10 protein-coding genes, 2 rRNA genes and 1 pseudogene are annotated in these 14381 nt (G+C 54.6%); 12 read left to right on the forward strand and 1 reads right to left on the reverse strand.

Features of this window, described 5'->3' with window-relative positions; genetic code table 11:
* The 10 genes from BN2684_RS00095 to pssA all read left to right on the forward strand — a co-directional run.
* Nucleotides 1–107, forward strand: a 23S ribosomal RNA gene (locus tag BN2684_RS00095); the annotation flags it as partial.
* 256 nt (nt 108–363) lie between these two features.
* Nucleotides 364–480 (forward strand): 5S ribosomal RNA (rrf, locus tag BN2684_RS00100).
* A 625-nt stretch (nt 481–1105) separates the two neighbouring features.
* Nucleotides 1106–1570: a CtsR family transcriptional regulator gene (locus BN2684_RS00105; RefSeq protein ID WP_058300161.1), complete on the forward strand. Its 465-nt coding sequence runs from the start codon at nt 1106–1108 to the stop codon at nt 1568–1570.
* A gap of 14 nt (nt 1571–1584) precedes the next feature.
* The gene (locus tag BN2684_RS00110) at nt 1585–2106 is read left to right on the forward strand and encodes a UvrB/UvrC motif-containing protein (protein WP_058300162.1); all 522 of its coding nucleotides are present in this window, start codon (nt 1585–1587) and stop codon (nt 2104–2106) included.
* Between the two features lie 12 nt (nt 2107–2118).
* Nucleotides 2119–3177 carry a protein arginine kinase gene (locus BN2684_RS00115; RefSeq protein WP_058300163.1) on the forward strand — a complete coding sequence of 353 codons (1059 nt, stop codon included), beginning with the start codon at nt 2119–2121 and terminating at the stop codon, nt 3175–3177.
* A 48-nt stretch (nt 3178–3225) separates the two neighbouring features.
* The gene (gene clpC, locus BN2684_RS00120) at nt 3226–5652 is read left to right on the forward strand and encodes an ATP-dependent protease ATP-binding subunit ClpC (protein WP_058300164.1); all 2427 of its coding nucleotides are present in this window, start codon (nt 3226–3228) and stop codon (nt 5650–5652) included.
* 369 nt (nt 5653–6021) lie between these two features.
* Entirely contained in the window at nt 6022–8400 is a 2379-nt protein-coding gene (locus BN2684_RS00125) for a DUF6242 domain-containing protein (RefSeq protein WP_058300165.1), read from the forward strand.
* Between the two features lie 88 nt (nt 8401–8488).
* Entirely contained in the window at nt 8489–9859 is a 1371-nt protein-coding gene (radA, locus tag BN2684_RS00130) for a DNA repair protein RadA (RefSeq protein WP_058300166.1), read from the forward strand.
* A 120-nt stretch (nt 9860–9979) separates the two neighbouring features.
* Nucleotides 9980–11050 carry a DNA integrity scanning diadenylate cyclase DisA gene (gene disA, locus BN2684_RS00135; protein WP_187385731.1) on the forward strand — a complete coding sequence of 357 codons (1071 nt, stop codon included), beginning with the start codon at nt 9980–9982 and terminating at the stop codon, nt 11048–11050.
* A gap of 66 nt (nt 11051–11116) precedes the next feature.
* Nucleotides 11117–11815 carry a CDP-diacylglycerol--serine O-phosphatidyltransferase gene (gene pssA, locus BN2684_RS00140; protein WP_058300168.1) on the forward strand — a complete coding sequence of 233 codons (699 nt, stop codon included), beginning with the start codon at nt 11117–11119 and terminating at the stop codon, nt 11813–11815.
* Between the two features lie 136 nt (nt 11816–11951).
* Here the strand turns inward: pssA and BN2684_RS00145 are convergent, their stop codons facing one another.
* Nucleotides 11952–12347, reverse strand: coding sequence for a hypothetical protein (locus BN2684_RS00145; protein WP_058300169.1), 396 nt, complete (start codon nt 12345–12347; stop codon nt 11952–11954).
* A gap of 209 nt (nt 12348–12556) precedes the next feature.
* On the opposite strand from BN2684_RS00145, the gene BN2684_RS00150 reads away from it, so the two are divergent.
* On the forward strand, nt 12557–13642 hold the full coding sequence (locus BN2684_RS00150) for a PIN/TRAM domain-containing protein (protein ID WP_058300170.1): 1086 nt from the start codon (nt 12557–12559) through the stop codon (nt 13640–13642).
* 169 nt (nt 13643–13811) lie between these two features.
* Nucleotides 13812–14381 (forward strand): annotated as a pseudogene (ispD, locus tag BN2684_RS24810) (2-C-methyl-D-erythritol 4-phosphate cytidylyltransferase); the annotation flags it as partial.

Raw genomic sequence — 14381 nt, forward strand, 5'->3', positions numbered from 1 at the left:
TTCCCAGTTAGTAAGACCCCTGGAAGACGACCAGGTTGATAGGTCCGAGGTGGAAGTGCGGCAACGCATGCAGCTGACGGATACTAATCGGTCGAGGGCTTATCCAAATAGACCCCACAAAGTGAAGGGAACGCTGACGAAGCGGATTCCTGGTACTTTGCGGGGGCCCCGATAACAAGGGGACACACAGGTAAGAATGTTCCAAGCGAGTTGCTTCGCATCCGGTTTTCAGGGAATGACCTTCTCTGAGCGACCTCGAATTTCGGGGTCCCCGAAAAGTAATCGGAGTAAGCTTCAGAGCTTCACTTCACTTTTTGGGAAAGCGTAAGCTTTCGATGTGGTTTTACTTCGTAAAACCTGTAGTTTGGTGATAATGGCGGAGGGGAACCACGCGTTCCCATCTCGAACACGACCGTTAAGCCCTCCAGCGCCAATGGTACTTGGACCGCAGGGTCCTGGGAGAGTAGGACGTCGCCAAGCACAATCAAGTCTGCACACACCGTGCAGGCTTTTTTGTTGTTTCAGGGTTCCGGCCAAGCTGGTAAATGCAGAGTGGGTATGGAAACGAAAAAGCTGAGGAGAACAAGAGTGACGGCATTCTTCGCTAACGGATGGGATTCGGGGTGTGGTCATTTTGCAGGAAATGATGATTCGGCGATATATGCTCTCGCTTCTCGCTTTCGGTTCATGGGTCGTCTGCCCGGGAATGCGATTTTAAAAGACGGGTTCTTTCAAAATCCGTAACGGGAACGACACAACAGGAGGGTTTCAACGAATGGCTGATAAGGGTACATAATTGAATGACGAATGGGGAGGAGTCTTGAGATCCATTGGAAGGCATACGGCCATATGATCCCCCTGACTTCATCGTATTCCCGAAGTTTGAATAGACACCACTGATGCAAAGCAAGTATACGGACGGTGAAATAGGCAGACAATAATTTCATGGAGACGCTTGAAAACATGAAAAAGCATGCTATAATAATTTTAAGGTCAAAGAAAGTCAAAGTCAGATGATTCGCACCCAGGCTGCAATTTGGTCTGTTTGCCGTCTTCTCGATTCGGGTTTCATGGCCTTTCCTTATAAGAAGCGGAGGGTGAATGGATGCGCAATGCTTCGGATATGATTGAACAGTATCTCAAGAATATTCTGATGCAAAGCCCAACCGGCGTCATCGAGATTCAACGCAATGAGTTGGCCGATCGATTCCAATGCGTCCCCTCGCAGATTAACTACGTGATCAGCACCCGCTTTACTCTGGAAAAGGGCTACATCGTGGAAAGCAAACGGGGTGGCGGTGGCTATATCCGGATTCAGAAGGTTCAGCTGTCCTCTCATGGAGTTATTCTGGATTACGTACTTGGAACTATCGGTGACCGAATTGATCAAACCAGTTCGGAAGGGTTGCTGTATCAACTCGAGGAGGGCGGATTCATAACCTGTCGGGAGGCCAGCCTCATCAAGGCGGCCATGTCGCGAGACGTTCTCTATCTCAAGCTTCCCCTTCGGGATGAAATCCGAGCCAGGCTGCTGAAGGCAATGTTATTGTCATTGCTCAGCCATCCATAAGGAGGGAGTACCAAATGCTTTGTCAGGAATGCGGAAAACGTCCGGCAACCCTGCATTTTACCAAGATTGTCGGCGGTGAAAAGACGGAATCGCACCTGTGCGAAACCTGTGCGAGGGAAAAGGGAGAGCAAATTCCCGGAACACCGGGCGGGTTTTCGATCCACAATCTGCTGTCGGGACTGCTCAATTATGATTCAGCTGCCATGCCGGGTACTGTAGCGGCGCCGCCGATGAACAACCGGTGCGAGGAATGCGGACTTACTTATGCGCAGTTCAGCAAGCTGGGGCGATTCGGCTGCAGCTCGTGCTACCAAGCATTCGGCGATCGGCTTGACCCGCTGTTTAAGCGGGTGCACGGAAGCACCTCCCATAGCGGTAAGGTGCCCCTGCGCTCCGGCGGGGTTCTTCAGCAGAGGCGGGAACTCAATGCGCTCAAGCAGAGGCTGTCAGAGCTGATCCAGCAAGAGGAATTTGAGGAAGCGGCTTCGATCCGCGATCAGATCCGCGAGCTGGAAAAACGGATCTCCGACGTATAAGGAGGGTGCAACATGGTAGTGGGACATTTTACCGATCATGCCTTGAGCGACTGGATGAAGCAGGAGGGGCCTGAATCCGATATTGTCCTGTCCAGTCGGATTCGACTGGCGCGCAATATGCGGGGTTATCCCTTCCCGATGCTGGCGACGAATCAGCAATCCCGCGATGTGCTCGATAAGGTTACCGAGGTGCTGGAGAACGAGGAGCTGCGGGAGCTGGGAGATTTTACGATCATTCCGCTTTCCGACATCAGCGAGCTGGAGAAGAAGGTGCTGGTTGAAAAGCACCTGATCAGTCCGAGCCTAGCGAACGAATCGCGAGGCGGAGCGGTCATTCTCAGCCAGAATGAATCGATCAGCATCATGGTGAACGAAGAAGACCATCTTCGCATCCAATGCTTGACTCCCGGGTTTCAAATCCGCGAGGCCTGGGATATGGCCAACCGGATTGATGATATTATAGAAAGTCAATTGAATTATGCCTTCGATGAACGGCGGGGGTACCTGACCAGCTGTCCCACGAATGTGGGAACCGGTCTTCGCGCTTCGGTGATGATCCATCTCCCGGCGCTTGTGATGACCCAGCAGATCAATCGCATCCTGTCCGCCGTCACTCAAGTGGGGCTGGTCGTTCGGGGAATGTACGGGGAAGGAAGCGACTCTTCCGGCAACCTGTTTCAGATCTCCAACCAGATTACCCTCGGGCAATCCGAGGAAGAGATTTTGAACAATCTCTATGGCGTGGTTCAACAGATCATTGAGCATGAACGCGCCGCTCGCGAAAGGCTTCAAGAGGATACGCCGCATCGTTTGGCAGACCGGATTAACCGATCGTTTGGCATCCTTTCCCATGCGGTGATCCTCGACTCCAAGGAAGCCATGCAGCGGCTGTCGGATGTTCGCCTTGGCATCGATCTGGGCCTTCTCGGCGGTATTGAGCCGAAGACGCTGAATGAGCTTTTGGTTATGACACAACCGGGATTTTTGCAGAAGCACTCGGGAGAACTGCTCACCGCTGAGAACCGGGACATCCGCCGAGCGGAGCTCATCCGCGAACGGGTTCAGGAGTAACGGTCGGGACGGTAGTCGACCCGAATTTAATAACGGAGGTGCTAGTGAATGATGTTTGGGAGATTTACGGAACGGGCACAAAAGGTGCTTGCGTTGGCTCAGGAAGAGGCGGTTCGCCTCGGTCATAACAATATCGGAACCGAACATATCCTGCTCGGTCTGATTCGGGAAGGAGAGGGGATCGCCGCCAAGGCGCTCATGGCCCTCGGTCTCGGTCTCGAGAAAATTCAAGACGAAGTGGAATCCCTAATCGGACGCGGACAAGAACAGCCGACGAATATTGCATATACCCCGCGCGCCAAGAAAGTGATCGAGCTTTCCATGGATGAAGCGCGGAAGCTTGGCCATACCTACGTAGGCACGGAGCATATTCTTCTCGGTTTAATCCGCGAGGGAGAGGGCGTAGCCGCACGGGTACTAAACAACCTGGGCATCTCGCTCAACAAGGCTCGCCAGCAGGTTCTTCAACTGCTCGGGAGCAGCGACTCGGTTTCATCCAACCACGGGACGCAAGCGAATGTCAACACGCCAACACTGGATGGACTGGCGCGTGACTTGACGGCCTTCGCCAAGGAGGGCAACATCGATCCGGTGATCGGTCGGAGCAAGGAGATCGAGCGCGTCATCCAGGTGCTGAGCCGTCGGACGAAGAATAACCCGGTTCTCATCGGGGAACCTGGCGTCGGGAAGACGGCGATTGCGGAAGGGCTCGCCCAGCGCATCGTCAACAACGAAATACCGGAGACGCTCCGGGAGAAACGCGTCATGACGCTGGATATGGGCTCGGTTGTCGCAGGCACCAAGTACCGCGGCGAATTCGAAGACCGCTTGAAGAAGATCATGGATGAGATCCGTCAAGCAGGCAATATCATCCTCTTTATCGACGAGCTTCACACCTTGATCGGTGCAGGCGGAGCAGAGGGCGCTATCGACGCGTCCAACATCCTGAAGCCGGCGCTTGCCCGGGGCGAGCTTCAGTGCATCGGGGCGACGACGCTGGACGAATATCGCAAATACATCGAGAAGGACGCAGCTCTGGAGCGCCGCTTCCAGCCGATCCAGGTCGACGAGCCGACGCCGGAGGAAGCCATTCAGATCCTTCACGGGCTGCGCGACCGCTATGAGGCTCATCACCGCGTGAAGATCACCGACGAAGCGATCGTGCAAGCGGTGAAGCTGTCCGACCGCTACATCACCGATCGTTTCCTGCCGGACAAAGCCATTGACCTCATCGATGAAGCCGGCTCGAAGGTACGGCTGCGCTCCTATACGACGCCTCCGCAGCTCAAGGAGCTGGAAAGCAAGCTGGAGGACATCCGTAAGGAGAAAGACGCTGCAGTGCAGAGCCAGGAGTTTGAGAAAGCCGCTGCTCTGCGCGATACGGAGCAGAAGCTGAAGGAAGAGCTCGAAGATACCCGCAATGAGTGGAAGGAAACGCAAGGAAGAACCGATTCAGAGGTAACCCCTGAGGATATCGCGGACGTCGTGGCGAGCTGGACCGGCATCCCGGTACGGAAGCTGGCCGAAGAGGAAACCGAACGGCTGCTCAAGATGGAATCGATCCTTCACGAGCGCGTCATTGGGCAGGATGAAGCGGTGCGTTCCGTAAGCCGCGCGATTCGTCGGGCACGGGCAGGACTGAAGGATGTGAAGCGTCCGATCGGATCGTTCATCTTCCTTGGACCGACCGGCGTCGGGAAAACTGAGCTCGCACGCGCACTGGCCGAAGCGATGTTCGGAGACGAAAATGCCGTCATCCGGATCGATATGTCCGAGTACATGGAGAAGCACTCGACCTCCCGTCTCGTCGGAGCGCCTCCGGGATATGTCGGCTACGAAGAAGGCGGCCAACTTACGGAGAAAGTACGCCGCAAGCCTTACTCCGTCGTGCTGCTCGATGAAGTGGAGAAGGCGCACCCGGAAGTGTTCAACATCCTGCTGCAAGTGCTGGAAGACGGCCGACTGACCGACTCGAAGGGACGCACGGTCGATTTCCGCAACACGCTGATCATCATGACCTCCAACGTCGGGGCCGATACGATCAAGAAGAATTCCACGCTCGGATTTACGGCCGCTGACGATTCAAGCCGCGAATATAACAACATGAAGGACAAAGTCATGGCTGAGCTGAAGAAGAGCTTCCGTCCGGAGTTTCTCAACCGGATCGACGAGATCATCGTCTTCCACAACCTGGATGAAGCCCATATTCAGGAGATCGTCTCGCTGATGGCCGAAGATCTTCGCAAGCGCCTGAAGGAGCATGACGTAGACTTCGTCCTGACCGAAGAAGCCAAGAAATTCCTCGCGAAGGAAGGCTATGATCCTGCATTTGGAGCAAGGCCGCTCCGTCGGGCCATTCAGAAGCACATCGAGGATCGCCTGTCCGAGGAACTCCTCAAGGGCAACATCGCCAAAGGTGATTCTCTCACCATTGACGTGAAAGAAGGCGCGCTCGAAGTCGTTCGCAACGGGTAAGCAGCCCAATACTAGCACAAACGCCAAGCACCCGATTCACCGTAACGTTCCTCTCTCTATGGGAGGGATCGACGGAGAATCGGGTGTTTTTTGCGCTGCAAATGCCAGGCGTAACGATTTCGCATGGTTCAGAAGAGGCTAGATCTCTGGTCGACAGAGACTGGAAATAATAAGTATAGTTGTATACTAGGCGGCGTTCGATTGCTATAATTATACAATCATCGCCATTGAGAGGAGCTCTTTATGCGTCGCCGTTGCCATCGTCTCTTTCCTGTATTTCTTGCTCTACTTCTAATCGCAGGACTTGTCCCCATCCTGCCCAGTCCGCAAGCGCGGGCAGAGAGCCTTGCCTATATAGAAGATCCTTTCGTGGAAGAAGCCATTCGCGCGAAGCTTGAATACGATCCTAATCAACCGCTCACTAAAGAGGCGGTGTACAGTCTTCACTCGTTGGAGATTCATTCGAGTAAGGTCCATTCTCTTCGAGGATTGGAGGATGCAGGGCAGTTGGTCATGCTTACTCTGACGGACAGCAAAGTGACCGATTTCACGCCTGTGCTGGGACTCCAAGGCTTGCGAGTCTTGGATCTGAGCCGCAATGAAATCGTGAGTCTGGCTCCATTCGCATCCCTAAGGGATCTGGCCGAGCTGAATGTAAGCCACAATCAGATCAAGGACTTGTCTCCGCTCTCCAAGCTGACCAAGCTGGAGAAGCTGAATGTGTCCGGCAATCAGATTACCAGCCTCGACCCTCTCAGTGGGCTTGCGGAATTGAACGTATTGGATTGCTCCGATAATCAGGTGAGCAGCTTGAAGCCCTTGCTAAAGCTGACGAACCTGACGAAGCTCTCCGTTTCGAAGAACCTTCTCGATCTTACGGATACGGAGATAGTCGAGCAGATCAATACGCTAAAGCGTACGAAAGTAACGCAGTTCGTGGATGCCTACACGGAGCAAAAGGCGGTCCCGAAAAGCAAGCTGCTGCTGGATTGGACCGAGGTAACCGGGCTTGAGGCCTCATATTCTTGGAACTATGCTTACGGTAACGGACGCTATGTAACCGCGGCTTCGGAAGGCAATACGATGGTTTCGACAGACGGCCTCAATTGGACAAGGTACTACTCTGGCGATTCCCAGCCCTTCATGTCCATTGTTTGGGGCAAGAATGAATTTTTGGGCTTCAAGCCGGAAGGGTGGGGGAACACCGTTTGGAGCTCCAAGGACGGGATCACCTGGACCAAGCATAAGGAGAAGTTCGGAACCGGCAGCTGCCGGCTTGCCGCCTGGAACGGAAAGCGTTATGTCGCCGTAGACGGGGGGATCTATACATCCGAGGACGGGCAAAAATGGACCAAGCGCTCGTTGAATCTCGACACCCAAATCCAGGGACTTGCCTATGGCAATGGGGTATTTGTAGGTCAGGGAGAAGAGTGGGGTCAAGTGGTCGTCTCTTCAGACGGCATCACCTGGAAAACAGTGAAGACCAAGCAGCCCAACTATCATGACATGTACGATATTGCTTTTGGCGGAGGACTCTTTGTTGCCGTTGGCGGCAGCACGATCATGACCTCCAAGGATGGCACGACGTGGACGTACATCTCCGCCGCTTCATCTAAGACCACGCTCAGCCAAGTGATGTGGGCCAAAGATCGCTTTTACATATACGGTTCGGAGTACACGCCTTCTCGCAAACCGGCTCATCTGACCTCCAAGGACGGGAAAAAGTGGACCAGCGCCGGCTTTACGAATTCGCCAAATCAAGAGCCCCAGTTTACGCTGTATAACGGAAAACAGTATGTGACCGCGACCACGGCAGGATTTCAGACCTCCGCCAACGGAGTGAAGTGGACCCAAGCCTTCACCTATCCGCTGTTCGATACTGGGATTCTTCAAGACTCAGCGGTGGGCAACGGAAACCTGGTCATGGTCGGCGGACATTATGACTCCTTTAGGCAGGTTGAACAGAGCTATCAGAGTGCTGTACGGATGGGGACGGACGGGAAGTGGAAAGGATCCTCGATCAAAGGGACCCTTCCGCTAACAAGTGTCGTCTGGACCGGCAAGGACTTTTTTGCAGTAGGGTATTCCGGTAAAATGATGACCTCGACCGACGGTCTTGCCTGGAAGGCGATCGCTTCTCCGACCAAGGAAACCTTGAGCAGCGTCGCCTATGCGAACGGGAATTATTATGTCAGCGGGACAAAAGGAACGATTCTGACCTCCACCGACCGGGTGAAGTGGAAGAAAGCGAATACAGGCGTCAGTGTAACGCTGAACTCGATTGCGGCTAATGACAAGATGGTGGTCGCAGTGGGGAAGGAAGGGACGCTGATTGTTTCTAAGGACGGGGTGAATTGGACCAAGCCGGCCAAACTGTTCAAGGGCGATCTCTACGATGTGGTTTGGGGGAACGGCAAATTCGTCGCGACCGGCCAAAGCCATGTGGAAAATCGAGAGGATTCGACCGTCTTGGTCTCTTCCGACGGAACGACCTGGAAGAAGATTTCGTTCAAGGATGAAACGCCAGAAGGGTCGGTCAGCACGCCGGGCTTATACGGAGTTTCCGCTGTGGGCGGATTGTTTGTCGCGGTAGGAAGCGGCGGAGCCGTCTTCGTCTCGGAGGATGCGGAGAAGTGGAAGAAGCAGCCCGCGATGACAGCCGGAACGTGGCTCGTGGCAGCCGAATTTAAAGGCAGTGTCTATCTGGTAGGGAACTCTAACAAGACCTTGGTGGCCAAGCTGCCTTGAGAATGGATTGTATCATCGGTAAGTTTCATTAAGTCGACAAAAATGGTACACTTCGGAGAGTGCGTATTTTTTAGAGTTGGAGATCGATATGGCGAAAGCGAAAACGAAATTTGTCTGTCAGGACTGCGGATACGAATCGCCTAAATGGCTTGGGAAATGTCCGGGCTGCGAGGCCTGGAATACGCTTGTGGAAGAAGTGGAGACGAAGGTGATGACCCAGGGGGTCCTCCCGGTAAGCGGGCTCTCTCAGGAGAAAGCGGTCTCGATCACGGAGATCGCCGGAGCGCTTGACCCGCGGATCCGAACGGAGAACCGGGAGCTCGATCGCGTCCTGGGCGGAGGAATCGTACCGGGCTCATTGATTCTGGTCGGCGGCGATCCGGGTATCGGTAAATCGACTCTCCTTCTGCAGACGTCTCACTCCTTGACTCTCGCAGGCCGTAAGGCCCTTTATATATCAGGAGAAGAATCGGCGCGGCAGACGAAGCTGCGGGCCGATCGCCTCGGGGCGTTGTCTCCCCTGCTCTATGTGCTCTGCGAAACCAATCTGGAGCGGATCGACGAGGCCATCGAGAAGGTGGCTCCGGATTTCGTTGTGATCGACTCCATTCAGACGGTGTACCATCCGGCTGTCACGTCCGCTCCAGGAAGCGTTTCCCAGGTGCGGGAATGCACCTCGCACTTCATGCGGCTCGCCAAAACGAAGGGAATCGCCATCGTTCTGGTCGGACACGTGACGAAGGAAGGAGCGATCGCCGGTCCGCGACTTCTGGAGCATATGGTGGACTGTGTGCTGTACTTTGAAGGCGAGCGCCACCATACGTATCGCCTGCTCCGCGCGGTCAAGAACCGGTTCGGTTCGACCAATGAGATCGGGATTTTTGAAATGCGGGAGGCGGGTCTCGCCGAAATTGCCAACCCGTCCGAGCTGTTCCTGTCGGAGCGTCCTCGGGGAGTATCCGGTTCGACGGTCGTTGCCAGCATGGAGGGGACGCGGCCGATGCTCGTCGAGCTGCAGGCCTTGGTCTCTCCCACGACCTTTCCCTCACCCCGAAGGATGTCAACAGGCTTTGATTACAACCGCATGTCGCTTATCATGGCTGTGTTGGAGAAGCGCAATGGCTTGTTCCTGCAGAGCCAGGACGCCTATCTGAATGTGGCGGGCGGAGTCCGTCTGGATGAACCGGCCGTGGATCTGGGGGTTGCGGTAAGCATTGCTTCCAGCTTTAAGGATCGCCCCACGCGTCCGGACGACGTCGTATTTGGGGAGATCGGCCTCACCGGCGAGGTCCGGGGCGTCTCCCGGATCGAGCAGCGGGTTCGGGAAGCGGAGAAGCTCGGCTTTAAACGGATCATTCTTCCGGCGATCAGCTTGAAAGGATGGATACCGCCCGAAGGTATCGCAGTAAAGGGAGTCAACACGGTAGCGGAAGCTCTGGCAGCCGCTCTTGACGAGTAATCATCGAATTGGATTCATATGCCGATAGGATCGTTAGGACTAGAGAAATACCCAGGGGAGGGAGGCCGGCAGCAGCGCCGATTCAACCGAGCTAGGGCTAGAGAGAAGAGGGGGTACATGATGGCGAAGGAAGAAGAAATAAAAGGACGGATCATTAAGCTGGTCGCTCCCGGAACCCAGTTCCGAGAAGGGCTGGAGAATGTGCTGCGGGCGAAGACCGGCGCGCTTATCGTTGTCGGTTACAGTCCGGAGGTAATGGAGCTTGCAGATGGCGGATTCTGCATCAACTGCGACTTCACCCCTAACTTTTTATACGAGCTTGCGAAGATGGACGGAGCGATCATCCTAAGCGAGGATGTCAAGAAGATTCATTACGCCAACACGCAGCTCAATCCCGATCCAGCCATTTCCTCGAATGAAACCGGGATCCGTCACCGGACGGCGGAGCGCGTCGCGAAGCAGACCGGCAAATTGGTGGTCTCCATCTCCCAGAGGAGGAATATCATTACCCTGTATCAGGGGAACTTGCGGTATTCCCTTAAAGATATCGGCGTCATTCTGACGAAGGCCAACCAGGCGATGCAGACACTGGAAAAATACAAATCCGTGCTCGATCAGAATCTCATCAATTTGGGAGCAACGGAATTTGAAGATGCGGTGACGTATGAGGACGCGGTTCACGCCCTGCAGAGGGCAGAAATGGTGCTGCGGGTCAAAGCCGAGATCCGGCGCTACATCAACGAGCTTGGGGTGGAGGGCCGGTTGATCAGCATGCAGCTCGAGGAGTTGGTCGCTCACATCGAGCATGAGTCGGTCTTGCTCATCCGGGACTATGCCCGGGAGAACACCGATGAGAAAATCAAGGAGATTCGGGCCGGACTCTCGCGGCTCACAAGCGAGGAACTGCTCGATCTGCATCACATCGTTCGACTGCTCGGCTACAACGTCACGAACAACATTCTCGATGAGCAGGTGTCGCCTCGCGGGTTCCGGGTGCTGAACAAGATTCCCCGGCTTCCCTCGATCATCATCTCCAATCTGGTCGAGAAGTTTGAGTGTCTTCCCCAGATCATATCCGCCTCCATCGAGCAGTTGGATGAAGTGGATGGGATCGGCGAAGTCCGCGCAAGAGCCATCAAGGAAGGGCTTCGGAGATTTCAAGAGCAGGTATTCATTGACAGGCAAATCTAAATTGACTACAATTTTGTAGGTTAACTTCCTGCCGTCAGCTTGCGGCGGATACAAAGGTGGGTCCTCATGTTACGAAAATCGGTACCCAACATGTTCACGGTGCTGAACCTCTTTTTTGGGATCGTCGCGATCATACTCGTTTTGAACGACACCCCGGTCTTTCCCGATTTTGACAATGCCAATCTGGCGTCGATCATCGTCATCATCTCGATGATGATGGACGGCATCGACGGACGGCTGGCCCGTGCGCTCAATGTGCAGAGTGAATTCGGGAAGGAACTCGATTCCTTGTCCGATGTCATCTCGTTCGGGGTCGCTCCAGCCTTTATCATGTATGTCGTGGCTTACGGAGACATCAATCCTCCCTTGGCTTGGATCACCACCGCGATCTTCCCCATCTGTGGGGCCTTGCGGCTTGCGCGGTTTAACGTCATTGAAGGCATTCCGGGGTATTTCATCGGGCTCCCGATTCCGGCTGCCGGAGTTATCCTCTGTACCCTTGCGTTGTTCCATCAGGAGATGAGCTCTTATGTTCTCGTGCCTGCTTCGCTCTTGCTTTCTTTTCTCATGATCAGCCGGATCAAGTACCCAAGCTTCAAGAAGGTTCGCATTACCAAAAAAGCGGCTCTTCTCATGCTCCTATTTGTAGGAATCGCCCTGATCATTGCGGTTCTGTTCCCGAACTATCTGTCCCGCCTCATCTTCGTCCCTCTCGTGATCTATGCGCTGTACGGAACCTTCATGGGCTTCAAGCGCAAGCGATAGAACGGAAACGTATCGCAAGGCGACCGGCGAAAGCCGGTTTTTTTGCGCTATACTACGGGGAAACAAACAAGACCGCCAGGGGATGCCTGACGGTCTTTCTTTAGGTTTTGGAAGGTGCCAGTTATGTAAGTGGCACTCAAGACATATTGAAGAATCCCAGAGTGGAGCACTTCTTGGATTCATCCTCGACGACCTGCTGCATATCGATTCCGAGCAGGTTGCACATGGAGGCCAGATAGAACAGATTGCGTCCGAGCTCGGCTGCGACGACTTCCGTGCAGTTCTCACAGAGTTCTCCGGTCATATGGGTATCGAGAAGTTTCTTCGCGTCATCGATTGTCATTTCCGTGGAATAATGCTGCTTGCCGGCGTGGACTTGCACGCATCCGCATTCGGTGATCGCCTTGGTCACGGCGCGGTTGACGGCAGCGTTAGACTGGGTCGTCTTCGACAAAACATCGAGAAGACTGCGGTGGCGAAGCAGGAGATCCGAAACCTGGTTTTGGAATTGTCTAAGGCTAAGCGAATTCATTCTCTCTTCACCCCAAGGAAAGGATAGGCACTAAGGTCATTATAAAGGAACTGGACTTACAATTCAATTTCCATTCTGTTCGGGTTTTCGATTCAGACTGCGTTCCGACAGGTTTAGATGCTTTTGCTTTCGACCATACTGGTAACACGGTGAATCCTACCAAATGCAGGAAATCACATGAACTACTGGAAAAAGTGGAGGTGTAGCAAATGAAAAGAGGAATTCAAGCAATCGCGCTCATCATTGGCTTTTTTGTCGGTTATCAAAACCGGTTCGACGTGGGGAGGCTATTGGAGAATTGGCTTGGCTCCGGGTTCGGACGGCTCTCGGAGAGCGGGAGGGAGATCCTCAGCACGGGGACCATTGCCCTGCTGTTTCTGCTTGCCGCCGCGCTCTGCGGCGAATGGCTGCTTCGGGTTCTGACGCGTTCGGAAACGGCGATCCGGCACATGCCGGTACCGGAGCTACTGGCTTCGTCGGCAGGCATCACGCTCGGGCTCTTGATGGCGGCACTGCTCTATCCGCTGCTGTCAGCGCTAGGAGGAGGAGGTCCGATTCTGGCACTCGCTGCGACGGTTTTCCTCGTCTGGTCCGGGTACCGCATTGCCCGTTCCAAAGGACTTGAGCTCTGGAGAGTGCTGAAGGATGGCGGCAAGGACAAAGCGGAGGATGACGAGGATGAATGGGAACAACGGAAAATTCTTGACACCAGCGTGATCATTGACGGTCGAATAGCCGATATCTGCAAAACTGGATTTATTGAGGGAACGCTGGTCATTCCGGAATTCATTCTGGAGGAACTGCAGCATATAGCTGATTCATCCGATCTCTTAAAACGAAACCGGGGACGCCGCGGGCTCGATATTCTGAATAAAATTCAGAAAGAGCTGGACGTGAAGGTGGAGATCTACGAGGGAGACTTTGAGGAAATCTCCGAGGTAGACAGCAAGCTGGTCCGGCTCGCCAAAGTGCTCGGCGGCAAGGTGCTGACCAATGATTTCAACCTGAACAAGGTGTGCGAGCTGCAGGGCGTATCGGTGTTGAACATCAACGATTTGGCCAACGCGGTAAAGCCGGTGGTGCTGCCGGGCGAGGAGATCGTCGTGCAGGTGATCAAGGATGGCAAGGAGCACGGGCAAGGAGTAGCTTATTTGGACGATGGAACGATGATCGTGGTGGAAGGAGGCCGCGAGTACATTGGAACCACCATGGAGGTTATGGTGACGAGCGTGCTTCAGACCTCTGCTGGCCGTATGATCTTTGCCAAGCCTAAATTATTGGAAAAAGCCCAATAAAACGATTATGATAGAAACAGCCGGCAGGACGGAGGGCATGAAGGTGTCCGCTGTCTCGCGGCTGTTTTTCTGTAGGTAGGCAACTGATGCAAGGGATGGATGAACGATGAACAAACAGGCCAATACGGTCTTTGGTGTCATAGTCGTGGCTGGCGGCAAAGGATCCCGCATGAAAAGCGCCGAGAGCAAGCAGTTTTTGCCGCTTGCCGGCAAGCCGATCCTGGTCCACGCATTGGAGCGGTTTGAGTGGATGCCAGAAGCGGCATGCGTTGTCCTGGTGGCGGGAGCTGCCGAAATCGATCGCTGCTGGGAGCTGATCCGTCGCTACGGCATCACCAAGGTCCATGCTGTCGTACCGGGCGGAGCCGAGCGGCAGGATTCCGTTTCTTGCGGACTTGGAGCGCTGCCGGAAGATCTGGATTGGGTGATGGTACACGATGCGGCACGTCCATTTGCTTCGCAGGAGCATATTGCGGCTTGCCTCGATGCGGCTCGCCAGGCAGGGGGCGCGGTGCTTGCGGTCCCGGTGAAGGATACGATCAAGACGGCTGACGCGTACGGGGAGATCACGGGAACGCCGGACCGGCGCACCTTATGGGCGGTGCAGACGCCGCAGGCGTTCCGCCGCGACCTTCTGCTGGCGGCGCACGCTGCTGCAAGAGAAGAAGAATACCTCGGCACGGATGACGCCAGCCTGGTCGAGCGGATCGGCGGTACGGTCCGTGTGGTCGAAGGCAGC

The sequence above is a fragment of the Gorillibacterium timonense genome (assembly GCF_001457415.1).
Classification (GTDB): Bacteria; Bacillota; Bacilli; order Paenibacillales; family NBRC-103111; genus Gorillibacterium; species Gorillibacterium timonense.